The sequence below is a fragment of the Pseudoduganella flava genome (genome assembly GCF_007830495.1).
Classification (GTDB): domain Bacteria; phylum Pseudomonadota; class Gammaproteobacteria; order Burkholderiales; family Burkholderiaceae_D; genus Rugamonas; species Rugamonas flava.
The window spans coordinates 162,244-185,858 of sequence record NZ_VLKW01000001.1; the positions used below are offsets into that span (position 1 = coordinate 162,244).

Below are 23,615 nucleotides of genomic sequence, written 5' to 3' on the forward strand. Positions count from 1 at the left end.
CGCACTCATCCCACGAATTCCCCATGCATGCCCCCGCTCGTCCCCCGAAACTCTCCGCGCCGATTGACCTGGAGCGTGTCCGCGCGTTGTTTGACCGCCCCGAGCGGCTCGCCGGCGCCGATTTCCTGCGCCGCGAGATCGCCCACCGGATGCACGAGCGCCTGGAACTCGTCCGCCTCGCACCCCAGCGCGTGCTCGACGCCGGGTGCGGCACGGGCGGCGACTTGCCGATGTTGCAGAAAATGTATGCCGCGGCCCAGATCGTCGGCGTCGATGCGTCGGCCGCGATGCTGCGCGCCGCCGACAACCAGCCGGCCAAGGGCTTCAACCGCTTCATCACGAAGCTGCTGCCGGCGAAGAGCGGCATCGACCTCGTCTGCGGCGACTTCGCCGAGCTGCCTCTCGGGCCGGGCAGCATGGACCTCGTCTGGTCCAACCTCGCGCTGCACTGGCATCCGCAGCCGGACCGCGTGTTCGCCGAATGGCGCCGCGTGCTGCGCGTGAATGGCCTCCTGATGTTCTCGTGCTTCGGCCCCGACTCGCTGCAGGAAGTGCGCGCCGCGTTTGCCGACGTCGATCTTGCACCGCACACGCTGCCGTTCGTCGACATGCACGACTTCGGCGACCAGCTCGTCGAGGCCGGCTTCTCGACGCCCGTGATGGACATGGAGAAGATCACGGTCACGTACAGCGATCCCAACAAGCTGCTGGCCGAGGTGCGTGCGCTGGGCGGCAATCCGCTGACGACGGGGCGCAAGGGCCTGCTGGGCCGGGCCGCGCATGCGAAACTGCTGGCCGCGCTGGACAAGCAGCGCCGCGACGACGGCACGTTGCCGTTGACCTTTGAAGTCATCTACGGCCACGCCTTCCGGCCGGAACCGCGCACGACGAAAGACGGGGAGGCGATCATCCGCTTTTCTCCGCAGCGCCCGAAATAACAAGCAGAAAGGGAGAAAGCGTGTCGCGCCGCAGCATTAACAGAACCGCAATTTCCCTTGATAGGGCTAAGTAGTAGTGCTTATAATCCTTGACTGTTTTGGCCAGTTTTTTCCAACCGGACATAAAGAATTCGGCGGAGGACGGTCAGAATGAGCAGGGCATCAATAGTCAGCGTCATCGGTGATATTGAGTCTGTGCCGGTGGCAATGTCACGGTTCCCCTCCGGGAGAACCATGTGTATGAATGCACGACGACCACCGGCCACAGGCAGGTCGTCGCAGTACAATTTTTCTTATATCTTGGGTGGTTTTGGGGAAAATATGAAACTTGCGAAGCGACCGAAGCGACATCACGCGCTGCTGGCGGCCCCGTTGGCCGCGCTCGCCGGCTTGCCGGCGTGGGCTGCGCAGGCAGCTACGACAACCGGTACCACAGGTACCTACACCGCTGCAACCGGCGGCACCGGCGGGCCGATGCCGAACCAGATGACGCTGCAACCGGCCGCCACGCAGATCGCTTCCGAAATCTACAGCCTGCACAACTGGATGATGATCGTCTGCCTGGTCATCTTCGTCGCCGTGTTCGGCGTGATGTTCTATTCGATCTTCAAGCACCGCAAATCGGTCGGCCACAAGGCCGCCACATTCCATGAATCGACCGCCGTCGAAATCGCGTGGACGGTCGTGCCGTTCCTGATCGTCATCGGCATGGCGCTGCCGGCCACCCGCACCGTGGTCGGCATGAAGGACACGTCCAATGCCGACATCACGATCAAGGCCACCGGCATGCAGTGGAAGTGGGGCTACGACTACCTGAAAGGCGAAGGCGAAGGCATTTCGTTCATCTCCAACCTGAATACGCCGCGCACGCAGATCGGCATGCCGGGCAGCCCGGCCACCGAGAAGCGCGGCGAGAACTACCTGATCGAGGTGGACAACGAGGTGGTCGTCCCCGTCAACAAGAAAATCCGCATCGTCACCACCGCCAACGACGTGATCCACGCGTGGATGATCCCCGCGTTCGGCGTCAAGCAGGACGCGATTCCCGGCTTCGTGCGCGATACCTGGTTCAAGTCGGAGCACACCGGCACCTTCCGCGGCAATTGCGCGGAACTGTGCGGCAAGGAGCACGCCTTCATGCCGATCGTCGTCAAGGTCGTCACGGCCGACGAATACACGGCCTGGGTCACCACGAAGAAGGCCGAGATGGCCAAGCTGGCGGACGATCCGAACAAGACCTGGACCATCGACGAGCTGAAGACGAAGGGCGAGAAGGTCTACGCTGCCAATTGCGCCGTGTGCCACCAGCCTACCGGCAAGGGCGTGCCCGGCTCGTTCGCGCCGCTGGACGGTTCGCCCGTCGTCAACGGCGACAAGGCCGCCCAGATCCACGTGCTGCTGAACGGCCAGAAGAGCGGCAAGTACCAGGCCGAGATGCCGGCGTGGAAGCAGCTGTCGGATACCGACATCGCCGCCGTGATCACGTACACGCGCAACAACTGGTCGAACAAGCCAGAGCAGAACATCGTCCAACCGGCCGAAATTGTGGCAGCACGCAAGTAATCCAGGAGCATTACGATGAGCACGACGACATTCGATCACGGCCACGATCACGCGGCCGGCCACGATCACGCGCATGATCACGACCACGCGCATGACCATCCGCACGGCCTGCGCCGCTGGCTGTTCGCCACCAACCACAAGGACATCGGCACCCTTTATCTCTGGTTCTCGTTCGTCATGCTGCTGTCCGGCGGCGTGCTGGCGCTGATGATCCGCGCCGAGCTGTTCCAGCCCGGCCTGCAGTTCTTCCGCCCTGAATTCTTCAACCAGCTGACGACGATGCACGGCCTCGTGATGGTGTTCGGCGCCATCATGCCGGCCTTCGTCGGCTTCGCGAATTGGATGATCCCGCTGCAGATCGGCGCGTCCGACATGGCGTTCGCGCGGATGAACAACTTCAGCTTCTGGCTGCTGCCGCCGGCCGCGCTGCTGCTGGCCGGTTCGTTCTTCGCACCGGGCGGCGCCACCGCGGCCGGCTGGACCTTGTACGCGCCGCTGTCGACGCAGATGGGCCCGGGCATGGACATGGCGATCTTCGCGATGCACATCATGGGCGCCTCGTCGATCATGGGCTCGATCAACATCATCGTGACGATCCTGAACATGCGCGCCCCCGGCATGACGTTGATGAAGATGCCGATGTTCTGCTGGACCTGGCTGATCACGGCCTACCTCCTGATCGCCGTGATGCCCGTGCTGGCCGGCGCCATCACGATGACCCTGACGGACCGCCACTTCGGCACCTCGTTCTTCAACGCCGCCGGCGGCGGCGACCCGGTTATGTACCAGCACATCTTCTGGTTCTTCGGCCACCCCGAGGTGTACATCATGATCCTGCCGGCCTTCGGCATCATCTCGCAGATCATTCCCGCCTTTGCCCGCAAGCCGCTGTTCGGCTACGCATCGATGGTGTACGCGACGGCATCGATCGCGATCCTGTCGTTCATCGTGTGGGCGCACCACATGTTCACGACCGGCATGCCGATCACCGCGCAGCTGTTCTTCATGTACGCGACGATGCTGATCGCCGTGCCGACGGGCGTGAAGGTGTTCAACTGGATCGCCACGATGTGGAAGGGTTCGATGACGTTCGAGACGCCGATGCTGTTCGCCGTCGGCTTCATCTTCGTGTTCACGATGGGCGGCTTCACGGGCCTGATCCTGGCCGTCACGCCGATTGACATCCAGGTGCAGGACACCTACTACGTGGTGGCGCACTTCCACTACGTGCTGGTGGCCGGCTCGCTGTTCGCGCTGTTTGCAGGCTTCTACTACTGGGGCCCGAAATGGACGGGCCACATGTACAACGAGGCGCTGGGCAAGACGCACTTCTGGCTGTCGCTGATCACGTTCAACATCACGTTCTTCCCGATGCACTTCCTGGGTCTGGCGGGCATGCCGCGCCGTTATGCGGACTACCCGGCCCAGTTCACCGACTTCAACTCGATCGTGTCGGTCGGCGCGTTCGGATTCGGCCTGACGCAGGTGTTCTTCCTGTTCTTCGTGGTGCTGCCGACGATCCGCGGCGGCAAGGCCGCGCCGGCCAAGCCGTGGGAGGGCGCCGAAGGGCTGGAGTGGACCGTGCCGTCGCCGGCGCCGTTCCACACGTTCGAAACGCCGCCGCAAGTGAAATAAGGCGAACGCGCGATGGATCCGAAGAAGCAAAGCAACCTGCGCCTGGCGCTGATCCTCGGAACGATCGCGCTGGCGTTCTTCGTCGCCGTGATCGCGAAGCGCCTGCTGGCCGTGTGACATGAACCCCGAGAACCGCAGGCTGCTCGGCAAGCTGCTCGTGATCGCGGTGGCGATGTTCGGCTTCGGCTATGCGCTGATCCCGGTCTATCGCCACATCTGCGAAGCGCTCGGCATCAACGTGCTGACGCAGAAGGACGGCACGGTGGCGCCGCCGCAAAACACGCAGGTGGACCGCACGCGCAGCATCACGGTGGAGCTGGACAGCAATGTGCAGGGTACGTTGCGCTTCCGCCCGACGACGAACAGCGTGACGGTGCATCCGGGCGAGATGGTGACGGTGGTCTACGAGGTCGTGAACTCGCAAGGCCGCACCGTCAACGCGCAGGCGGTGCCGAGCTATGCGCCGCAGAGCGCGATGCCGCATTTCAAGAAGGTGGAGTGCTTCTGCTTCAAGCAGCAGACCTTGCAGGCGCATGAAGCGAAGCAGATGCCGGTGATGTTCTACATCGACCCGCAACTGCCGCGGGAAGTGAAGACGATCACGCTGTCGTACACGTTCATCGAGGTGGCAGGGCTGGCACAAAGCCCGGCTGCGGGCGGCAAGCTGTGAAGGGCTTCCTGTACACGCTGAAGGCGGTACTGTGGTCGTTCGTGGGGCTGCGCCGCAAGAGCGACTTCGAGCAGGACCCGGCCAAGCTGAAGCCGATCCACGTGATCGTCGCGGCGCTGCTGGCGGCCGCGCTGTTCATCGGCATATTGATAACTGTCGTCAAATTGGTGGTATCACAATAGCATTCGAGGAGATGAAGATGAGTTCGAATCAAGCCACGGCACCGTACTACTTCGTGCCCGGTCCATCCCGCTGGCCGATGCTCGCCGGGATCTCCATGCTGGTCACGATGATCGGCGCGTCCGGCTGGGTCAACGACGCGGCCTGGGGCCGCATCGTGTGCCTCGTCGGCATCCTGGCGATGCTGGCCGTGCTGTTCGGCTGGTTCGGCGACGCGATCCGCGAGTCGGAAGGGGGCATGTACAGCAAGCGCATCGACTATTCGTATCGCTGGTCGATGGGCTGGTTCATCTTCTCGGAAGTGATGTTCTTCGGCGCGTTCTTCGGTGCGCTGTTCTATGCCCGCACGATCACGATGCCATGGCTGGCGGACCTCGACCACAAGCTGCTCTGGCCCGACTTCGCCGCGCAATGGGGCAACGGGGGGCCGGCCGGCGTGGTGGATACGTTTACGACGATGGGCCCGTTCCCGATCCCGACGATCAACACGGCGCTGCTGCTGACGTCCGGCGTGACGTTGACGATCGCCCACCACGCGCTGCAGCATGGCAAACGCCAGAAGACGGCCATCTGGCTGGCGGCGACGATCCTGCTGGGCGCGATCTTCATGGGCTTCCAGGCCTACGAGTACATGCATGCGTACAGCGAGCTGAATCTGAAGCTGTCGTCCGGCATCTACGGCTCCACGTTCTTCATGCTGACGGGCTTCCACGGCTTCCACGTGACGATGGGCGCGATCATGCTGGCCGTCGTGCTGGTGCGCGTGATGAAGGGGCACTTCACGCCCGATCACCACTTCGCGTTCGAAGGCGCCGCGTGGTACTGGCACTTCGTGGACGTCGTCTGGCTCGGCCTGTACGTCGTCGTGTACTGGCTGTAAGCTTGCCACGAGCGGCCATGGCTGCGTTGCGGCGCCTTGCCGTGCATTGAGCACTGTCTGCGGCGCCGGACCTTGCCCTGACCACTCGTGACAAGCTTCCTGGGATGCTGGGACTTTATGTCATAGTCCCAGGGCCGCGCGGCGGGGCTATAATCGGCTGCCGACGAACGAGCCGCAGCGCGTTGTCGCTGCGGCTTTTTCTTTGGCCGGTCAGCGCCAGCCGCTTAATGGATGCCGCTCAGTGCCTGCCACTCAGTGCAGGCCAGTGGGCTGGATGTAGCCCAGCTTGTACAGCACCAGGATGATGACGAACAGCGTGATCGAGAAGCCGACCCGCAGCGCCAGTGCGCGCAAGGTGCGCGGGCTGCCGCCCTTGTCGCGCATCAGGTAGAACAGCGCCGAACCGAGGCTGCCGATGATCAGGATGAACGCGATGGCGACGAAGATTTTCATGTTGAAAGGCCGGCCGGCAAAGGTGAGGCGTTCATTGTAATGCGTATCGCTTTCCGTTTTAAACCCGTTGCGTTCATCGCCATGCTGGCGCTGGTGGCGCTCGGCATCGCGCTGGGCCGCTGGCAGGACCGCCGCGCGGCCGAAAAAGAGGCCATCGCGGCGCAGCTGGCCACCGGAACCGGTGCCGCACCGATCGAGCTGGGCCCCGAGCCGCGCTCCACCGCGCCGCTGATGTATCACCGCGTGCGCGTGACGGGTACCTTCGTGCGCGACTGGCCGATCTACCTGGACAACCGGCCGCATGACGGGCGCGCCGGCTTCGTCGTGCTGATGCCGTTCCAGGTGGAAGGCTCGCCGATGCACGTGCTGGTCGCGCGCGGCTGGATTCCCCGCGACCCAAGCGACCGCACGCGCATCGCGCCATACCCGACGCCCACCGGTACCGTCACCGTCGAAGGCGTCGCCAAGCCCGGCGCGGGCCATGTGTGGCAGCTGGGCCAGCCGCAGGCGCCGACGGCCGGTGCGATCGTGCAGAACGTGGACCTCGACGACGCGATGCGCACGTTGCAGCGCCCGTTGCATTACCTGGTGCTGGAGCAGACGTCGCGCGACGGCAGCGAAGGTGCGCTGGTACGCGACTGGCCGAAGGCGGACCTGGGCATCGACAAGCACCGCGGCTATGCGTTCCAGTGGTATGCGCTGGCGCTGATGGCCTTCCTGTTCTTCCTCTTTACCGGATTACGCAGTGGATCAAAGCAAAACCCAAAGCCAAACCGCTGATCAACCGAACAAGGCGCGCGGGCGCTGGAAGCTGCTGGCCGTGCTGGCCGTGTGCGCCGCGCCGCTGATCGCCTCCTACGTGACGTATTACGTGATCAAGCCGACGGCACGCAACAACTACGGCACGCTGATCGACCCGCGCGCCCACCCGATTCCGCCGATGGCCACGCGCACGCTGGCCGGCGACCCCATGACGCTGGGGACGTTCCAGGGCAAGTGGGTGATGCTGAAGGTGGGCGGCTCGGATTGCGACCAGGCGTGCCAGGACCAGCTGTTCGCGATGCGCCAGCTGCGCACGATGCAGGGCAAGGAGATGGAACGCATCGAACGCGTGTGGCTGATCACGGACGACGAACCGCTCGAGACGATGCTGCTGCGCGTGAACGACGGCACGCGGATGCTGCGCGCGCCGGCGGACGCCGTCTACAAATGGCTGCCGGTGGAGCAGGGGGGCAAGGCGCAGGACCACATCTGGATGATCGACCCGCGCGGCCACCTGATGATGCGCTTCCCGAAGAACCCCGACCCTACCAAGGTGAAGCGGGACATCGGCAAGCTGCTGAAGGCGTCGGCGATAGGATAACCATGCATCATACTACGCTGGCCCAGATGGCCATCACGGCGCTGATCGTCGCGCTGCTGCCGCTGTCGATCGTGTGGATCTCGAAGGACGCCAACAAGTACCGCAAGCTCGTCTGGATCGCCGTGTTCATCACGTTCGACCTGATCGTGTTCGGCGCGTTCACCCGGCTGACCGACTCGGGCCTCGGCTGCCCGGACTGGCCGGGTTGCTACGGCCTGGCCAACCCGTTCCTGGCGCACGACGAGATCCGCGCCGCCGAGGCATTGCAGCCCACCGGCCCGGTGACGATGGTCAAGGCGTGGATCGAGATGATCCACCGTTATTTCGCGATGGCGATCGGCATCCTGATCATGGCGATGATGGCCGTGGCGTGGTACCGCTGGCGGCGCGACCGCGCCGCGGGCGCGGTGCCGTCGATCCGGCCGGGCTACCCGACCTTGCTGTTCTTCTTCGTCTGCCTGCAGGGCGCGTTCGGCGCGTGGACCGTGACCTTGAAGCTGCAGCCCGTCATCGTCACGACGCACCTGCTGCTGGGCATGGGCCTGCTGGCGCTGCTGACGTGGTTCGGCGGCCGGCAGGACCATGCGCTGGCGCCGTTCGGCAGCGCTGGCGTACCTGCGGCCGCGTTGCTGCGCATCCGGCTGCTGGCGGCGCTGTCAGGTCTCGTGCTGCTCGTGCAGCTGTTCCTCGGCGGCTGGGTCAGCACGAACTACGCGACCCTGGCCTGCACCGAGTTCCCGCTGTGCGGCGGTGGCAAGGTGATTCCGGAGATGGACTTCGAACACGGCTTCCACCTGTGGCGCGAACTGGGCAAGACGTCCGCCGGGCATTACCTGCCGTTTGCCGCGCTGACGGCCATCCACTGGGTGCACCGCAATTTTGCGCTGGTCGTCATCGCGGTGCTGGGCTATACCTGCTGGCGCGCGTGGGCCGTGCCGGCGCTGCGCAAGCCGGTCAAGGGCATCGCCGCCGTATTGATCCTGCAAGCCGCGACGGGTGTGGCGACGATCTACCTCAGCTTCCCGCTGACGATCGCGGTGCTCCACAACGCCGGGGCGGCCGCCCTCGTGCTGTTACTGACCATGGTAAACTACCGGGCTAAGTTCCTGATGCCCACCCCATGACCGCCCACACCGCAACACACAGACAGAACAGCCGCGTCGCCCAGTACTGGGCGCTGACGAAGCCGCGCGTGACGCAGCTGGCGGTGTTCTGCGCGGTGATCGGCATGTTCCTCGCCACGGATGGCCTGCCGGACTGGCGCGTCGTCGTCGCCGGCACGATCGGCATCTGGCTGCTGGCCGGCGCCGCATTCGCCGTCAACTGCCTGGCCGAGCGCGAGATCGACGCGCGGATGGCGCGCACGGCGCGCCGGCCGATGGCGCTGGGCGAGATCACGCCGGCGCAGACGATGATCTTCTCGGCCGTCATCGGCGGGGCCGGCATGTGGATCCTCTATGCGCTGGTGAACCCGCTGACGATGTGGCTGACGTTCGTCACGTTCGTCGGCTATGCCGTCATCTACACGATGATCCTGAAGCCGGCGACGCCGCAGAACATCGTCATCGGCGGGCTGTCCGGGGCGATGCCGCCGGCGCTGGGCTGGGCGGCCATCGCCAACGACGTGCCGATGCAGGCCTGGCTGCTGGTGCTGATCATCTTCCTGTGGACGCCGCCGCACTTCTGGGCGCTGGCACTGTACCGGCGCGACGACTATGCGAAGTCCGGCCTGCCGATGCTGCCGGTGACGCACGGCCTGCCGTTCACGCAATTCCACGTGTTCCTGTATTCGATCGCGCTGGCCGCGACGACGCTGCTGCCGTTCGCCGTGCGCATGAGCGGCGTGATCTACCTGGCCAGTGCCGTCGTGCTCGATGCGATCTTCCTGTGGTACGGCTGGCGCATCTGGCGTAACTACAGCGACCTGCTGGCCCGCAAGGCCTTCGCGTTCTCGATCATTTACCTGGCGCTGCTGTTCGCGGCGCTGCTGGTCGATCACTATATCCGGATCTGACATGAAAAAACTCATCGCCGTGCTGTGCATGCTGTCGCTGTTCGTATTGTTTGGCTGCTCCGAGAAGAAGGCGGATTTCAAGAACACCGACATCACGGGGCTCGAATACGCGAAGGGCTTCTCGCTGAAGGACTTCAACGGCAAGCCGGTGACGCTGGAGACGTACAAGGGCAAGGTCGTCGTGCTGTTCTTCGGTTTCACGCAGTGCCCGGACGTGTGCCCGACGACGATGTCGGAAATGGCCGCCGTGATGAAGGAACTGGGCCCGCAGGCGAACGACGTGCAGGTGCTGTTCGTGACGCTGGACCCGGAGCGCGATACGCCCGAGCTCCTGAAGCAGTACGCGCCGGCGTTCGACCAGCGCTTCGTGGGCCTGTACGGCACGCCGGCCGAGATCGCGCAGACGGCGCAGGAATTCAAGGTGTTCTACCAGAAGGTGCCGGGCAAGGAGCCGGGCCAGTACTCGATCGACCACACGGCGGGCAGCTTCGTGTTCGACAAGCAGGGCAAGGCGCGCCTGTTCCTGCGCCATAACCAGGGCCCGGCGCCGATCGTGCACGACCTGAAGCAGCTGCTCGTCTGAGCAGCCGTGCATTCCTGCTAAGCTTGCATCCCCGGCAGGTGCCCCCACCTTCCAGCCGGGTTCCCAGACCGGACAGGATGCATGGAAAAACGCTTTCAACCTTATAGCCGCCTCGCGGCGATCGTCTTTCTCGTCATCGGCTGCCTGTGGGTGCTGCGGCCGTTCCTGCCTGCGATCCTGTTTGCCTGCGCGATCACGATCTCCAGCTGGCCGCTGTACCTGCGGCTCCTTGGGCGGATGAAGGGCCACCGCACGCTGGCCGCGACGGTGATGACGGTGTCGCTGATCCTCGTGATCATCCTGCCGCTCGCGCTGGTGACGTGGAACGTCGCCGACAACGCGGGCAACGTCTACCGCGCGCTGCGCGACGCGCTGGCCTCGGGCACGATGCATGCGCCGGACTGGCTGCGCGGCATACCCGTCGTCGGCGAGACGGCCTACCACTACATCGAAAACCTGATCGGCAGCCGCGAACAACTGGTCGAGGCGGCCAAGCGCTTCATGGAACCGGCGCGCCACTTCCTGCTGGGCGGCGGCATCGTGCTGGGCAGCGGTGTCGCCCAGGTGAGCCTCGCGGCCTTCGTCAGCTTCTTCCTGTATCGCGACGGCCAGACCCTGCTGCGCGCGCTGTCGGTCGGCATGGACAAGATCATGGGCGAGCACGCGCTGGAAGTGGCGGACACCGTCAACCGCACGGTGCGCGGCGTGATGTACGGCCTGCTCGGCACGGCGCTGGCGCAGGCCGCGGTGGCCGCCGTCGGCTTCCTGATCGCCGGCGTGCCGGCCGTCGCATTGCTGGCCGTCGCCACGTTCCTGTTCTCGCTGGTGCCCGTCGGCCCGCCGCTGATCTGGGGCGGCGCGGCGATCTGGCTGTTCTACGAGGGCAGCACCGGCTGGGCGATCTTCATGGCCGTGTGGGGCGTGTTCCTGATCAGCGGCGTCGACAACGTCGTCAAGCCGATGCTGATCAGCCGCGGCTCCAGCCTGCCGTTCCTGCTCGTGCTGCTGGGCGTGATGGGCGGCGTGCTCGCCTTCGGCTTCGTCGGCCTGTTCATCGGCCCGACCCTGCTGGCCGTCGCCCTGGGCCTGCTGCGCAACTGGACGAACGTCCACCCCGTCACCCCGCACCGCCCTGTACCATAAACACAACAGGGGACTGTCCCTCGATTTCGGCAATATTTCCTGAAACGAGGGACAGTCCCCATCAGTCAAATTCCTGCGCAAACTTATTTCATATGCCCGCGATAAGCCTGTAGCGGCAAAACCGATGTAAAAACAACAGGGGACTGTCCCTCAATTCCGGAAATATTTCCAGAATCGAGGGACAGTCCCCGAATTTTGGAAATGTTTTAGTCGAGCAGGGTTTTGACGAGCACGCGGCCGTCCGGCAGCGGGCTTTCCTGGCGGACCATCAACTGCGTCGCCTTCGCGTACCAGAATTTCGACACGCTGCCCGGCTGGTTGTAGTCGGTCGTGACGATCCAGCAGTCGACGGGGCCGGCCGGGCCGGCGATCGCTTCGCTGCCGGCCACGCGGAACGTGTAGCGGGCGGGGGCCGCGGCGCCGCCCGGGTGGTACAGCACCATCTCCGCTTCGTAGCCGTCGGCCAGCGGCAGCGCCTGCAGCAGCTCCATGTCGGTCTCGAAGTTGAATGCGGGTTCCTTCGACGCGACCGTCAGCTGCTTCTGCGTATTGCCCGGCAGGTCCGCCATGCCAGTGATCTTGTCGGCGGCGAAGTTGAAGCCTTCGATGACCTTCTTGCCGTCCTTCTCGGTGATGCGCACGTGCGTGTACGGCCGCAGCGTGCCCGCTTCGAACGTCGATTCGAGCCGCTTCACGGATGGCGTCTTGCCCACCGCGTCCCAGCGCTGGCGGATCTGCAGGCGCTTGCCGTCGACGTGGATGTCGCGCTGCCAGATGTCCAGCGCCGTATTGCTGTCGGCGGAGCGCAAGTAGCGCAGGTAGCGGTGGCTGCCTTCCTTGAGCAGGTGGAAGCGGGGCAGCGGCGTGCCCACTTCGACGTATTGCGGGGCGGCGCCGGCCAGCGGCGCGGCCGCCACCAGCAGGGCGGCGAGGAGTGCGGAAACAGCGGACGGGAACAGCGGGGGATGCGACATGCGGGTCCTCCACGAAAGGTGAAAGACCCGATTATAAGGAATGCAATCAGTCCTGCTCGTCCTCGGCCATCCGTGCGGCGCGCGGGATCACCTTCACGAGCAGGATGCGCGGGCCGTTCATCTTGCGCACGACGATGTCGAACGTGTTGAACGACACGCGCTGCCCCTGCTTCGGAATGTCGCCCAGCTTCAGCATGATCAGGCCACCGACGGATTCCACCTCGTCCAGGCCCAGCTCCTCGTTCTCGATGTCGATGCCCAGCACGCGCTCCAGCGAGAAGATCGGCAGGCTGGCCTTGCCGATCAGCGCGCCGTCCGGCTGCTTCAGCCAGTCGTTCTCGTTGAGACGGAACTCGTCGTGGATCTCGCCCACCATCGCGCCCAGCAGATTGTCCAGCGTGAGGAAGCCCACCGGCCGCTTGCCCTTCTCGCCGATCAGCGCGAAGTGCGGCGCGCCTTCGCGGAAGCGCCGGAACAGTTCAATGGCCGGCGTGCGTGCGGAGATCGTCTCGACCGGGCGCAGGAACGACGTGAACGCGTTGATCGCCTTGCCCGTCTGCTGCGCGAAGAACAGGTCCTTCAGGTGGACGATGCCCAGCACCGTGTTGCCGTCCGCATCGAAGTACGGATAGCGCGAGAAGCGGTTGCGCACCACGGTCTCGAGGTTCTGTTCCATCGAGCGCGAAGCATGCAGCGCAATCACCTCGTTGATGGGCCGCATCAGGTCGGACACGCGCAGCTGCGAGAAGTCCAGCGTGTTGGCGAGGATGTTGCGCTCGTCGCTGGAGAACTGTTCGCCGGGCTGGCTGGTGCGCAGGATCAGCTTCAACTCGTCCGTCGAGTAATGCGATTCGTGCCCGCCCGCCGCCGACAGGCCGGCGATGCGCAGCACCATGTTGGCGCTCTGGTTCAGCAGCCAGATCGCCGGGTACATCATCCAGTAGAAGCCGTACAGCGGCACGGCACACCACACGCCGACCGCTTCCGGCACGCGGATGGCCAGCGACTTCGGCGCCAGTTCGCCGACGACGATGTGCAGGAACGAGATCGTGACGAAGGCGAACACGAACGAGATGCCGTGCACGATTTCCGGCGCCGAGATGCCGACGGCGAGCAACAGCGGTTCCAGCACGCCGGCGAACGCGGGTTCGCCGACCCAGCCGAGACCGAGCGATGCGAGGGTGATGCCGAGCTGGCAGGCGGACAGGTAGGCGTCGAGCTGTCCGTGCACCTTTTCCAGGATGCGGCCCTTGAAGCCTTGCGTCTTCGCGATGGCCCGCACGCGCGTACGCCGCAAGGTCACGATGCCGAATTCGGCGGCCACGAAGAAACCGTTCAGTGCAACGAGCAGGAAGGCAAACAGGACCAGCAATAGATTATGCATATGGCGCACTTCGGGAGGCTTGCGCGCGTTGGCGAAATTCCCCGAAGCGGGTAGTTAAAAACGACATCTTATCCGACCCGCGCCCCCGTCAGCGCAAATTACCCCGGCCAGGGGGGCGCAACGGCGTGCCGTCACGCCTCCGGCATCACGGCCGTGGCCTTGCAGATGGCCAGCAGCCGGAGCGTCAATGCCGCTTCGCTCTGCACCCTGGCGCGGCGCGCGGCCAGCATTGTGCGCTGCGCATCGAGCAGCGGCAGCGCATCGGACAATCCGCCGCGCCAGCGCACCATCGCCAGCTCCAGCGCCGTGCGCGCGGCATCCTCGCGCTGGCGCCATTGCTCGTGGCGCTGCCACTCGGCCGCATACGCGGACAGCGCATCATCGACCTCGTGCCATGCCCGCAGTACCGTGTGCTGCCAGGCGACGGCGGCCTGTTGCTGGTCCAGCTCGCGCAACTGCACCGTGGCGCGCCGCACGCCGCGATCGAACAGCGGCAGCGACAGCGTCGGCCCGATCGACCATTGCCGGCTGCCCCATTCGCCGAACCTGCCGCCGGCCGTCGACTCGGTGCCGAACGATGCGCCCAGCACGATGCGCGGGTACAGGTCGGCCCGCGCGATACCGATGCGTGCCGTGGCCGCGTGCAGCGCCGCCTCGGCTGCCGCGATGTCGGGCCGGCGCGTCAGCAGGTCGGCTGGGATGCCCAGTGCGAGATCCAGCACGGCCCCCGGCGTATCGGCATCTGAAGGCACCGCCAGCTCCGCATGCAGTGCGCCCGGCGCCACGCCAAGCAGCAGCGACAGCCGGTTCTCCGCCTGCGCCTCCTGTTCCTGCAGGCCGGGCAGCGCCCCGCGCAGTTCGGCGACGAGCGCCTGCTGGCGCACCACGTCGAGATCCGTCCCCAGCCCGCCATGGCTGCGCGCCTGTGCCAGTTGCAGCAGTTCCTCCGCGGCCGTCACGTCCTCGCGCGCCAAGCGCAGCTGCAGGCGTGCCGCCCGCAGCTCATGGTAGTTGCGCGCCACTTCCACGGCGACGGTGAGGCTGGCGTCGCGCAGCAGCGCCTGCGCCTGTGCCGCATCCGCATCGGCCGCCTCGATCGAGCGCCGCACCCGGCCCCACAGGTCCGGCTCCCAGCTGGCGTCGAAGCCGGCCTGGTACACGTCGAACGGTGCCGCCAGCACGTCGATCAGCGCCGCCCGGTTTTCCCGCGGTGCCAGCGCGTCGAGCATGCGCGTGGCCGTCCCGGTCTCGCTCTGGCGCTGGCGCGTCGCGCCGGCCTGCGCATCGACACGGGGCCCGTTGCCTGCCGCCGCCACGGCGCGCTGCACGCGGCTCTGGGCAAAGCGCAGTTCCGCCGTGCGCAGGTCGGCATTGGCGTCCAGCGCGCGGCGCAGCAGGCCGCGCAGCACCGGGTCGTCGAAGCGCGCATACGCCTGCGTGCCGGCTGCCGACAAGGCGGTAGCGCGCAGCTCGGGCGCGCCGCCATGCCAGTCCTGCCAGCCAGCTGGAACGGCGGTGGCGGGAATGTGGTGGTCGGGGCCGACGGCCGTGCAGGCGGCCAGCAGCGCACAGCACAGGACAAAGGGCGGGGCAAGGGGCAGTGTCTTCATTGTTACACCAGGCGGTTACGGAACATCCAGGCAGCGATCGGCAGCGTGACGGCGGCGATCACACACAGGGGAATCATGTCGTGCCACACGACGGCCAGGCCGACGCCTTCCAGGTAGATCCGCTGCACCATGTCGATCGCGAAGCGCAGCGGGTTGGCCCACGTCAGCGTCTGCATCGCAGCCGGCATGTTGCGGATCGGCGTCGTCAGGCCGGACAGCAGCATCAGCGGCATCACGAGCACGAACGTGTACAGCATCGCCTGCTGCATGCTGGCGGCGACGGCCGATATCGCCAGGCCGATGCCGACGCAGGCAACCGTGAACAGCGTCAGCGCTCCGTACAGCGCCACGAGCGAGCCGGCCATCGGCACGTGGAACCAGAAGCGGGTGACGAGCAGGATCAGCGTCGACTGCACCAGGCCGATGCAGATCGGCGGCAGCGCCTTGCCCACCATGATCTCGGCCGGCGTCATCGGCGTCACCAGCAGCTGGTCGAATGTGCCCTGTTCCCGTTCGCGGGCGACCGACAACGCCGTCAGCAGCAGCGTCTGCAGCATCGACAGCGACGCGATCAGGCCCGGCATCAGGTTCCAGCGCGTCTCCATGTTCGGGTTGAACCACGCGCGGGTCTGCACCTCGAGCGGATTGGCCGTGCCGCCATGCCGTTCGCGCCATTGACGGTTGAAGTCCGCGATCACGGCGCTGACATAGGCGCCGGCGGAACCGGCCGTGTTGGAGTTGCGACCGTCCAGGATCAGCTGCACCGGCACCTGTTCGCCCGCGTACAGCCGCCGTTCGAAGTCCCGCGGGATGTGCAGCACGAGGAGGGCGCGCTGCGTGTCGATCACGTCGCGGATGCCGGCCGGCGTGGCCACCGTCGCAACGTGGCGGAACACGCCGGTGCCGTCCAGCTTCCCGACCAGTTGCGCGGCGGTCGCGCCGTGGCTGTCGTCGACGAGCGCATACGGCACGTCGTTCAGGTCGTACGTGGCCGCATAGCCGAACAGCATGCTCTGCACGAGCGCCGGCAGCACCAGGATCGTGCGGCTTTTAGGGTCCTTCAGCACGGCGAGGAACTCCTTGCGGCACAGGTTCAGCAGGCGGCGCAGCAGGTCGAGGAAGGCATCGCGCATGATCGCCTCAATCGAGCCGCTTGCGGGTGACGGCGCGGGCCGCGCCGAGCAGCACGGCCGCATAGGCCAGCAGCACGGCGCAATCGCGCAGGATCAGCGGCCACACGTCACCGGCCAGGAACAGCGTCTTGATCAGCTCCATGAAGTACGTGGCGGGCAGCGCGTTGCCGACGTAGCGCACCACGGCGGGCACGTTACGCAGGTCGAACAGGAAGCCGGACAGCATCATCGACGGCATGAAGCTCGTCAGCAGCGCAACCTGGCTGGCGATGAACTGGTTCTTCGTGACGGACGAGATCAACAGCCCCATGCCGACGGCGACGACGAGGTACAGCATCGACGCCAGCAGCATGATCACGAGGGAGCCCTGGATCGGCACCTGGAACAGCCAGCGCGCCGCCAGCAGGCACAGGACGAGGCCGACGAGGCCCACGCAGAAGTAGGGGATGATCTTCGCCAGCAGGATCTCGACGGGGCGCACGGGTGTGACGAACAGCGCTTCAAGCGTGCCGCGCTCCCATTCGCGCGCCATCACGAGCGCTGTCAGGAAGGCGCCGACCAGTGTCATGATCATCACGACAAGGCCCGGCACCAGATACCACGTGCTGGTATTGGCCGCGTTGAACCACATGCGCTGTTCCACGGTGACGGCACCGTTGCCCGGCACGGCTGCAGGCACGGTGTCGCCGCGATCCTGGCGGCGCTGTGCCCATTGCGCCAGCGCGGCCGTCGCGTAGTTCGTGATGATGGTTGCGCGGCTCGCCTCGGCGCCATGCACGATCAGCTGCACCTGCGCGCCGCCGCTGCCCAATCGGGCGCTGAAGTCGGACGGCATCCGCACGATCGCATCGACATCGCGGCGCTCCAGCAGCATTTGCGCCTCGCGCATCGAGCCGACGACGACGGGCCGGAAAGCACTCGACAGCCGCAGGCCGGCGACGGCGTCGTAGGCGGTCGGCGACGCGTCCTCCAGCACGACGGCCACCGGGGCATCCTTCACGTCCAGTGACAGGCCGTAGCCGAAGATCAGGATCAGCACGATCGGCAGCGCGATGCCGATGGCGAGGTTGCTGGCGTCGCGCAGCAGCTGGCGGAACTCCTTGCGCGTCAGCGCGACCAGCCGGCGCACGAACCCGGACCTCATCGCGCTGCTCCATTGCGGTGCCGTTCGACGATGCCGATGAATGCCTCTTCCATCGTGGCCGCGCCGCCGGCCTGTTCGCGCACCGCACGCGGGGTGCCCAGGGCCAGCAGCCGGCCCGCATCCTGGATCGCGATGCGGTCGCAGTATTCGGCTTCCTCCATGAAGTGCGTCGTGACGACGGTGGTCACACCGGCATGCGACAGCGCTGTGATGCGGCGCCAGAACTCACGGCGCGCCAGCGGATCGGCGCCGCTGGTCGGCTCGTCGAGGAACAGGATCCCCGGCTCGTGCAGCAGCGCCACCGCCATCGCGAGGCGCTGGCGAAAGCCGCCTGGCAGCTGGCCGCTCGGCGCATCGACGTGTTCGCGCAGCTGGAACTCGTCGAGCACGCGCTGCGTACGTTCGTGCAGGCGCTTGCCATGCAGGCCATAGGCGCCGCCGAAGAAGCGCAGGTTTTCGCCGACGGTGAGGGTGCCGTACAACGCAAACTTCTGCGCCACGTAGCCGATGTTGCGGCGCGCCTTCGCACGAGCGCGGCGCAGGTCCACGCCGGCCACCTGCAACGTGCCGCCGCTGGCGGGCAGCAGGCCGCACAGCATGCGGAACGTCGTCGTCTTGCCGGCGCCGTTCGGGCCCAGCAGGCCGAAGATCTCGCCGCGCTTCACGTCGAAGCTCGTCTTGTCGACGGCCGTGAAGTCGCCGAAGCGGCGCACCAGGTCGTGCACCTCGATGACGGTCTCCTTGTCGCCGTTGCCCTTCGGTGCGACGGCCGCATCGCCCGCCGCCGCCACCGCTCCGCTGCGTTCGGCGCGCAGCATCAGCATGAAGCCGTCCTCGAGGCGCGGCGGTACCGGCTCTTGGGCTGCCCCGGCGAGCAGGTTGGTGAACGTGCTGCCCTTGGTGTTGTGGCGGCGGATCACGCGCACGCGGTCGCTCTGCGGCACGGCGTCGACGATGGCGTCCTGCGCATCCAGCAGGCGCGCCTGCAGATCGCGCGCGCTGTCGCCATCGGCCGGTGTGACGATGAACGTCGATCCCGCAGCCTGCTCGCGCAGCTGGGCCGGCGGGCCGGAAGCGAGCAGGCGGCCTTCGTGCAGCACATGCACGGCGGCGCAGCGCTCGGCTTCGTCCAGGTAGGCGGTGCTGACGACGACCGTCAGCGCGTCATGCTCGACCAGCTCCTGCACGATCTGCCACAGCTCACGGCGCGACAGCGGATCGACGCCGACGGTGGGCTCGTCCAGCAACAGCAATTCGGGCGAGCGCACCAGCGTACACGCGAGCCCCAGCTTCTGCTTCATGCCGCCGGACAGCTGGCCGGCCAGGCGGGTAGTAAAACGGTGCAGGTCCGTCATTTTCAGCAGGCGGGCGAAGCGCTCGCGCCGCTCGAGCTGCGCCACGCCATGCAGGTCCGCATACAGGTCGAGGTTTTCCTGCACCGACAGGTCCTCGTACAGGCCAAAGCGCTGCGGCATGTAGCTGATGCGGTCCTGGATGCGCTGCGGCGCCGCGGCAGCGTCGATGCCCAGTACGTGCATCGTGCCCCGCGTCGGCGCCAGCAGGCCGGCGGCGACGCGCAGGAACGTGGTCTTGCCGGCGCCGTCCGGGCCGACGAGGGCCGTCAGCTGGCCGCGCGGCACCGCCAGCGTGACGTCGCGCAGCGCCGCGTCGGGAGCGTCCTTGAAGCGCTTGTGCAGGTTGGCCGCGGCGAGGGCGTGGTCCATCGCTTCACCTGCGCGCCGTGTCGATGCGCACCGTGGCGGGCATGCCCATGCGCAGGCGGTCGGCGCGATCGTCGGCCAGCACGCGCACCTCGTAGACGAGGGCGGTGCGCAGCTCTTCCGTCTGCACCGTCTTCGGCGTGAACTCCGCAACCGACGAGATGTAGCCGATCCGGCCGGGCAGGGCCTGGTTCGGCAGGCTGTCGATCGCGATGCTGGCCGCCATGCCGGGCTGGATGCGGCCCAGGTCCGCTTCCTTGATCCACGCGCGCACCCATTTCGGATCCGTGATCGCCAGCGTGTAGACGGGCCGCTGCGGCGAGGCCATGTCGCCCGGCTCCATCAGGCGCGCGCGTACGACGGCGTCGACGGGTGCGGTGAGCTTTGCCTCGGCGAGCTGCCGCTCCATCAGCGCGATGTCGGCTTGCGCGGCGTTCAGCTGAGCCTCGGCCTGGGCGATGTCCTCGGTGCGCGCGCCCGTCCGCACCAGCTGCTGCGCCTTGCGCGCGCTTTCCAGTTGCGCCGCCGCGGCACGCGCCCTGGCTGCCGCGTTGTCCAGGTCCTGCTGGCTGACGGCGCGGCCGGCGGACTCGCGCCACGTGGCCTGCAGGCGCTCCAGCTGGCGCCGCGCCAGGTCGGCATCGGCCTGCACGGCAGCCGTGTTGGCGCGCGCCTGCGCCAGCTCCTCCGGGCGGCTGCCGGCCTGCAGGCGGCGCAGCACCTGGCGTTGCGCCTCGGCCTGTGCACGGGCCTGGTCGAGACGCAGCGCCAGCGTGCGGGTATCGAGTTCGCCGAGTACCTGGCCGGCCCGCACGCGCTGGCCTTCGTCGACGTCGAGCCGGGCGATCCGTTCGTTCGCGTTGAAGGCGAGGGAGACCTGGCGCAGGTCGACGTTCCCGTACAGGACGACGACGTTCGGGTCGCGCGGCGGGTGGCTGTGCTGCCACCAGAACCAGCCGCCCGCTGCGAGCACGGCCACGATGGCCGCGCCGATCGAGAACTTCTTCCTGTTCGACGGGGTGGAGGAGGGCGGCGCCGCTTCTTGCTCCTGCTTCTGATTCTGATGCTTGGCGTTACCCTCGTCCTTGTGCGGGTCCTGCTGAGGCGAAGTCATCGGCGTTCTCCCAGAGATGACGTATGTATATCAAATTCAAATTTGAATTTCAAATGAATTCGCCTACAATGCGCCCATGTCCTCATCCCGCCCCGCCAGTACGCACGGCCATGCGACCCGCCAGCAATTGCTCGACGTCGCCGGCCAGGTCTTTGCCGAGCGTGGTTTTGCCGACGCGACGAGCAAGGAAATCTGCGCCCGCGCCGGCACGAACGCGGCCGCCGTCAACTACCACTTCGGCGGCCGCGAGCAGCTGTACGAAGCGGTGCTGATCGAAGCGCACCAGCACCTGGTGAAGCTCGAGGAGATCCAGCACGCGGCCGCAATGGACGGCGACCCGCGCGACAAGCTGCGCGCCGTGCTGACAGCCGTGGTGCAGCGCGCCACCGCGCCGGATGCGCACTGGGCGACGCGGGTGCTGGTGCGCGAACTCTTGACGCCGACCGTGGGCGCCTCCGCGCTGGCGCACAAGGCGATCGCGCCGAAAGCGCGCGTGATGCAGGGAATCGTCGGCGAGATCCTCGGCCTGCCACCGGACAGCCCAGGCCTGCAACGCAGCCTGCTGCTGTTGATGGGCCCCTGCCTGGCCCTGCTGCTGGCACCGCGCCCGCTGCGCGAAACCATCTTGCCCGCGATAACCCGCGACGTAACGGCGCTCGTCGACGACATGATGTGCTACGCCGACGCCGGCCTCGCCGCGCTGGCTCACCGCTACCGCCAGCCCGCCCCATAGCCACCAACAATATTTCCCAAATTCGGGGACTGTCCCTCATTTTTGGAAATTGTGTGGCACCCGCATGGTCCTACTTCACATCCACGCCGCTGTTCAAATACAGATGGCTCGAGATCCCTGCACTTGGCACCTCGGCTGATCGGCGGGTATAAAAAGTTTCCAAAAATCGGGGACAGTCCCTCGATTTGGGTAACACATTTTTACAACACCCGGGGCTCCGGTCAGACGGTGAACAGCCCTGTGTTCGCGGTCATGATCGCTTCAACGGCCGGGTGCTTGATGCGCCGTTCGCTCGAGATCGCGTAGAACTGTTCGCGCAGTTCCGTTGCGGTGCCGGCGGGGACGGCGCCGAATTGCGCCTTGATGTCCGCTTCCAGGCCGGCGGGCGCGAAGAACAGGCCAAGGCCGTCGCGGGCGAATGTCGTCAGCATCGCGTTGTCCTCGAATTCGCCGACGACATCCGGCCGCACGTCCTGCTTCAGCAGCCATTCGTCGATGCGGCCGCGCAGCGCGTTGTTACGCGTCGGCAGCAGCAGCGGCGCGCCGTTCAGGTTGCGCGGGAAGTTGCGGCCGTGGCGGCGCGCCAGCGCCGGGGCGCCGAACAGCAGCATCTCGCTTTCGCCCAGCAAGTGGCTGTACACCCGCAAGCTGGCCGACGCGCGCACCGTGCGGTCCGTCAGCACCACGTCGAGCTTGTGCAGCGCGAGGTCGGCCAGCAGCGCTTCGAACTCGCGCTCGACGCACACGAGCTTCACCGGCACTTGCATGTCGAACGCCGCGCGCAGCAGGCGGTAGGCGATCAGCTTCGGCAGCGAGTCGGAGATGCCGACCGTCAGCCGCGTGCGGCCCGCATCGGCCTCGTTCAACGCTTCCTGCATCCGGTCGCCCAGCTCGAAGATCTGCTCCGCATACGTCAGCGCGACTCTTCCCGCCTCGGTCGGCACGAGCCGGCGGCCCTGCTGCGTCAGCAGTTGCTTGCCGACCGATTGTTCCAGCGCGGCGAGCTGCGTACTGATCGTCTGGATCGCCAGGCCGAGCCGCTCGGCGGCGCGCGTGACGCTGCCCTCGGCCGCGACCACACGGAAGAAATACAGGTGCCGGAAATTGACGCCGCTGGTTTTCATGGTTCGAGTTTTACGAAGTGAAGTTCAAATTATCTTCTATTTTTCTATTCGAGTGTTTTCTCTACACTGCAAGACATCGATCAACAACAACATCAAAATAAAAGGAAGCACGGGATGAAACACTTCAGGATCTCGTTCCTGGTCACGGCGATCTGCCTCGTCATCGCGGGGTGGTGGGGCTATCGCACCGGCGGCGTCGCGGGTGCGCTGTCGGGACTGGGCATCGCCCTCATTCTGGGCGTGATGGAAATCTCGCTTTCGTTCGACAACGCGGTGGTCAACGCGTCCGTGCTGAAGACGTGGGATGCGTTCTGGCGCAAGCTGTTCCTGGGCCTCGGCATCATCATCGCGGTGTTCGGCATGCGGCTGCTGTTCCCGCTCGTGATCGTCGCGGTGGCGGCCGACATCGGCCTGGCCGACGTGTGGACGCTGGCGTTGAACAACCCGGACGAATACTCGCGGCACCTGACGGATCACCACGCGGAAGTGGCGGCCTTTGGCGGCATCTTCCTCCTGATGGTGTTCCTGAACTTCGTGCTGGACCATGAGAAGGAAACGCACTGGCTGGGTAACTTCGAGAAGAAGCTGGGATCGCTGGGCAAGATCTCGTCGATCTCGGTGATCGTGGCACTGGGCACGCTGCTGGGCTGCATGTCCTTCGTCGCCGAGGGCCAGAAGTTCGCGGTGCTGCTGTCCGGCCTGTGGGGTCTGTTGATCTACATCGGCGTGGATGCGGTGTCGAATTTCCTCGAGAAGGAAGAAGAGGGCGGCTCGAACGTTGGCGACATGGTCAAGCGTGGCGGTATCGGCGGGTTCCTGTACCTGGAAGTGCTCGACGCATCGTTCTCGTTCGACGGCGTGATCGGCGCGTTCGCCATCACCAAGGACGTCGTGATCATCATGGTGGGCCTGGCGATCGGCGCGATGTTCGTTCGCTCGATGACGGTGTACCTGGTCGAGAAAGGCACGCTGGAAGCCTACGTCTACCTGGAGCACGGTGCCCACTACGCGATCGGCATCCTGGCAGTGATCATGCTAGCGAGTATGAAGTTCCATATTCCCGAGATCTTCACCGGCCTGGTTGGCGTGGCATTCATCGCGGCCTCCGTGTGGTCCTCGGTGCGGTACCGGAAAAAACAGGAATTGCTGGCGCAGCCGGCGTAACGAATGGGGCGGCAAGGCCGCCCACCAGAATCGCGGCGCGCTAAACGACACCAGTCGCGCCGGATATGCAAGAGGGTGTCTCTTTAACTGAA

Annotated in this window: 24 protein-coding genes; 15 read left to right on the top strand and 9 right to left on the bottom strand. The window is 66.0% G+C overall.

All coding sequences use genetic code 11. The features are described from left to right. Positions 1-23 precede the first annotated feature (23 nt). The 7 genes from IP92_RS00770 to IP92_RS00795 all read left to right on the top strand — a co-directional run bounded on the left by IP92_RS00770 (position 24) and on the right by IP92_RS00795 (position 5,866). Positions 24-938: a methyltransferase domain-containing protein gene (locus IP92_RS00770; protein ID WP_145872626.1), complete on the top strand. Its 915-nt coding sequence runs from the start codon at positions 24-26 to the stop codon at positions 936-938. 321 nt (positions 939-1,259) lie between these two features. Continuing rightward, on the top strand, positions 1,260-2,501 hold the full coding sequence (coxB, locus tag IP92_RS00775; protein ID WP_199271803.1) for a cytochrome c oxidase subunit II: 1,242 nt from the start codon (positions 1,260-1,262) through the stop codon (positions 2,499-2,501). A gap of 15 nt (positions 2,502-2,516) precedes the next feature. Continuing rightward, positions 2,517-4,136, top strand: a complete 1,620-nt coding sequence (gene ctaD, locus IP92_RS00780) for a cytochrome c oxidase subunit I (protein WP_145872627.1) — start codon at positions 2,517-2,519, stop codon at positions 4,134-4,136. 12 nt (positions 4,137-4,148) lie between these two features. Next, entirely contained in the window at positions 4,149-4,253 is a 105-nt protein-coding gene (locus IP92_RS30355; RefSeq protein WP_229418552.1) for a cytochrome oxidase small assembly protein, read from the top strand. Between the two features lies 1 nt (position 4,254). Continuing rightward, positions 4,255-4,806 carry a cytochrome c oxidase assembly protein gene (locus IP92_RS00785; RefSeq protein WP_145872628.1) on the top strand — a complete coding sequence of 184 codons (552 nt, stop codon included), beginning with the start codon at positions 4,255-4,257 and terminating at the stop codon, positions 4,804-4,806. Further along, positions 4,803-4,988, top strand: a complete 186-nt coding sequence (locus IP92_RS00790; protein ID WP_145872629.1) for a DUF2970 domain-containing protein — start codon at positions 4,803-4,805, stop codon at positions 4,986-4,988. Before IP92_RS00785 ends, IP92_RS00790 begins: the two co-directional genes overlap by 4 nt. A 17-nt stretch (positions 4,989-5,005) precedes the next feature. Further along, a complete protein-coding gene (locus IP92_RS00795; protein WP_145872630.1) occupies positions 5,006-5,866 on the top strand; it encodes a cytochrome c oxidase subunit 3 in 861 nt (286 codons plus the stop codon). Positions 5,867-6,118: 252 nt separating this feature from the next. Here IP92_RS00795 and IP92_RS00800 read toward each other — a convergent pair whose 3' ends face one another. Then, on the bottom strand, positions 6,119-6,319 hold the full coding sequence (locus IP92_RS00800) for a twin transmembrane helix small protein (RefSeq protein ID WP_145872631.1): 201 nt from the start codon (positions 6,317-6,319) through the stop codon (positions 6,119-6,121). A 39-nt stretch (positions 6,320-6,358) separates the two neighbouring features. On the opposite strand from IP92_RS00800, the gene IP92_RS00805 reads away from it, so the two are divergent. The 6 genes from IP92_RS00805 (at position 6,359) to IP92_RS00830 (ending at position 11,422) form a co-directional block, all read left to right on the top strand. After that, positions 6,359-7,099, top strand: a complete 741-nt coding sequence (locus IP92_RS00805) for an SURF1 family protein (protein ID WP_145872632.1) — start codon at positions 6,359-6,361, stop codon at positions 7,097-7,099. Continuing rightward, the gene (locus IP92_RS00810; protein WP_145872633.1) at positions 7,065-7,682 is read left to right on the top strand and encodes an SCO family protein; all 618 of its coding nucleotides are present in this window, start codon (positions 7,065-7,067) and stop codon (positions 7,680-7,682) included. Before IP92_RS00805 ends, IP92_RS00810 begins: the two co-directional genes overlap by 35 nt. Positions 7,683-7,684: 2 nt before the next feature. Beyond that, the gene (locus tag IP92_RS00815; protein WP_229418553.1) at positions 7,685-8,806 is read left to right on the top strand and encodes a COX15/CtaA family protein; all 1,122 of its coding nucleotides are present in this window, start codon (positions 7,685-7,687) and stop codon (positions 8,804-8,806) included. Then, positions 8,803-9,696 carry a heme o synthase gene (gene cyoE, locus IP92_RS00820; RefSeq protein ID WP_145872634.1) on the top strand — a complete coding sequence of 298 codons (894 nt, stop codon included), beginning with the start codon at positions 8,803-8,805 and terminating at the stop codon, positions 9,694-9,696. Before IP92_RS00815 ends, cyoE begins: the two co-directional genes overlap by 4 nt. Position 9,697: 1 nt before the next feature. Continuing rightward, positions 9,698-10,279 carry an SCO family protein gene (locus IP92_RS00825; protein ID WP_145872635.1) on the top strand — a complete coding sequence of 194 codons (582 nt, stop codon included), beginning with the start codon at positions 9,698-9,700 and terminating at the stop codon, positions 10,277-10,279. A gap of 81 nt (positions 10,280-10,360) precedes the next feature. Further along, positions 10,361-11,422, top strand: coding sequence for an AI-2E family transporter (locus IP92_RS00830; RefSeq protein ID WP_145872636.1), 1,062 nt, complete (start codon positions 10,361-10,363; stop codon positions 11,420-11,422). A 206-nt stretch (positions 11,423-11,628) separates the two neighbouring features. Here IP92_RS00830 and IP92_RS00835 read toward each other — a convergent pair whose 3' ends face one another. From IP92_RS00835 to IP92_RS00865, 7 genes are all read right to left on the bottom strand, one after another. Then, the gene (locus tag IP92_RS00835) at positions 11,629-12,396 is read right to left on the bottom strand and encodes a DUF3108 domain-containing protein (protein ID WP_145872637.1); all 768 of its coding nucleotides are present in this window, start codon (positions 12,394-12,396) and stop codon (positions 11,629-11,631) included. A gap of 46 nt (positions 12,397-12,442) precedes the next feature. Then, positions 12,443-13,780: a hemolysin family protein gene (locus tag IP92_RS00840; protein ID WP_145872638.1), complete on the bottom strand. Its 1,338-nt coding sequence runs from the start codon at positions 13,778-13,780 to the stop codon at positions 12,443-12,445. A gap of 131 nt (positions 13,781-13,911) precedes the next feature. Then, the gene (locus IP92_RS00845) at positions 13,912-15,390 is read right to left on the bottom strand and encodes an efflux transporter outer membrane subunit (protein WP_145872639.1); all 1,479 of its coding nucleotides are present in this window, start codon (positions 15,388-15,390) and stop codon (positions 13,912-13,914) included. 2 nt (positions 15,391-15,392) lie between these two features. Beyond that, complete coding sequence (locus tag IP92_RS00850; protein ID WP_145872640.1) at positions 15,393-16,523, bottom strand: ABC transporter permease; 1,131 nt, start codon at positions 16,521-16,523, stop codon at positions 15,393-15,395. Positions 16,524-16,530: 7 nt separating this feature from the next. Then, a complete protein-coding gene (locus tag IP92_RS00855; protein WP_145872641.1) occupies positions 16,531-17,667 on the bottom strand; it encodes an ABC transporter permease in 1,137 nt (378 codons plus the stop codon). Next, the gene (locus IP92_RS00860) at positions 17,664-19,391 is read right to left on the bottom strand and encodes an ATP-binding cassette domain-containing protein (RefSeq protein WP_145872642.1); all 1,728 of its coding nucleotides are present in this window, start codon (positions 19,389-19,391) and stop codon (positions 17,664-17,666) included. Before IP92_RS00860 ends, IP92_RS00855 begins: the two co-directional genes overlap by 4 nt. 4 nt (positions 19,392-19,395) lie before the next feature. Further along, positions 19,396-20,502 (bottom strand): HlyD family secretion protein, encoded by a 1,107-nt coding sequence (locus tag IP92_RS00865; RefSeq protein WP_145872643.1) that lies wholly within the window; start codon positions 20,500-20,502, stop codon positions 19,396-19,398. A 76-nt stretch (positions 20,503-20,578) separates the two neighbouring features. On the opposite strand from IP92_RS00865, the gene IP92_RS00870 reads away from it, so the two are divergent. Next, positions 20,579-21,235, top strand: coding sequence for a TetR/AcrR family transcriptional regulator (locus tag IP92_RS00870; RefSeq protein WP_145872644.1), 657 nt, complete (start codon positions 20,579-20,581; stop codon positions 21,233-21,235). 221 nt (positions 21,236-21,456) lie between these two features. Here IP92_RS00870 and IP92_RS00875 read toward each other — a convergent pair whose 3' ends face one another. Next, positions 21,457-22,359, bottom strand: a complete 903-nt coding sequence (locus IP92_RS00875; protein ID WP_145872645.1) for a LysR family transcriptional regulator — start codon at positions 22,357-22,359, stop codon at positions 21,457-21,459. A gap of 114 nt (positions 22,360-22,473) precedes the next feature. Between IP92_RS00875 and IP92_RS00880 the strand changes: the two genes are divergently transcribed. Beyond that, a complete protein-coding gene (locus tag IP92_RS00880; RefSeq protein WP_145872646.1) occupies positions 22,474-23,523 on the top strand; it encodes a DUF475 domain-containing protein in 1,050 nt (349 codons plus the stop codon). The last annotated feature ends 92 nt before the right edge of the window (positions 23,524-23,615 follow it).

Coding starts and splice junctions, on each gene's coding strand:
- IP92_RS00845 (WP_145872639.1), bottom strand. CDS start 15,390: ATGAAGACACTGCCCCTTGCCCCGCCCTTTGTCCTGTGCTGTGCGCTG.
- cyoE (WP_145872634.1), top strand. CDS start 8,803: ATGACCGCCCACACCGCAACACACAGACAGAACAGCCGCGTCGCCCAG.
- ctaD (WP_145872627.1), top strand. CDS start 2,517: ATGAGCACGACGACATTCGATCACGGCCACGATCACGCGGCCGGCCAC.
- IP92_RS00805 (WP_145872632.1), top strand. CDS start 6,359: ATGCGTATCGCTTTCCGTTTTAAACCCGTTGCGTTCATCGCCATGCTG.
- IP92_RS00795 (WP_145872630.1), top strand. CDS start 5,006: ATGAGTTCGAATCAAGCCACGGCACCGTACTACTTCGTGCCCGGTCCA.
- IP92_RS00855 (WP_145872641.1), bottom strand. CDS start 17,667: ATGAGGTCCGGGTTCGTGCGCCGGCTGGTCGCGCTGACGCGCAAGGAG.
- IP92_RS00870 (WP_145872644.1), top strand. CDS start 20,579: ATGTCCTCATCCCGCCCCGCCAGTACGCACGGCCATGCGACCCGCCAG.
- IP92_RS00840 (WP_145872638.1), bottom strand. CDS start 13,780: ATGCATAATCTATTGCTGGTCCTGTTTGCCTTCCTGCTCGTTGCACTG.
- IP92_RS00860 (WP_145872642.1), bottom strand. CDS start 19,391: ATGGACCACGCCCTCGCCGCGGCCAACCTGCACAAGCGCTTCAAGGAC.
- IP92_RS00825 (WP_145872635.1), top strand. CDS start 9,698: ATGAAAAAACTCATCGCCGTGCTGTGCATGCTGTCGCTGTTCGTATTG.
- IP92_RS00830 (WP_145872636.1), top strand. CDS start 10,361: ATGGAAAAACGCTTTCAACCTTATAGCCGCCTCGCGGCGATCGTCTTT.
- IP92_RS00770 (WP_145872626.1), top strand. CDS start 24: ATGCATGCCCCCGCTCGTCCCCCGAAACTCTCCGCGCCGATTGACCTG.
- IP92_RS00850 (WP_145872640.1), bottom strand. CDS start 16,523: ATGCGCGATGCCTTCCTCGACCTGCTGCGCCGCCTGCTGAACCTGTGC.
- IP92_RS00875 (WP_145872645.1), bottom strand. CDS start 22,359: ATGAAAACCAGCGGCGTCAATTTCCGGCACCTGTATTTCTTCCGTGTG.
- IP92_RS00800 (WP_145872631.1), bottom strand. CDS start 6,319: ATGAAAATCTTCGTCGCCATCGCGTTCATCCTGATCATCGGCAGCCTC.
- IP92_RS30355 (WP_229418552.1), top strand. CDS start 4,149: ATGGATCCGAAGAAGCAAAGCAACCTGCGCCTGGCGCTGATCCTCGGA.
- IP92_RS00865 (WP_145872643.1), bottom strand. CDS start 20,502: ATGACTTCGCCTCAGCAGGACCCGCACAAGGACGAGGGTAACGCCAAG.
- IP92_RS00880 (WP_145872646.1), top strand. CDS start 22,474: ATGAAACACTTCAGGATCTCGTTCCTGGTCACGGCGATCTGCCTCGTC.
- coxB (WP_199271803.1), top strand. CDS start 1,260: ATGAAACTTGCGAAGCGACCGAAGCGACATCACGCGCTGCTGGCGGCC.
- IP92_RS00815 (WP_229418553.1), top strand. CDS start 7,685: ATGCATCATACTACGCTGGCCCAGATGGCCATCACGGCGCTGATCGTC.
- IP92_RS00835 (WP_145872637.1), bottom strand. CDS start 12,396: ATGTCGCATCCCCCGCTGTTCCCGTCCGCTGTTTCCGCACTCCTCGCC.
- IP92_RS00785 (WP_145872628.1), top strand. CDS start 4,255: ATGAACCCCGAGAACCGCAGGCTGCTCGGCAAGCTGCTCGTGATCGCG.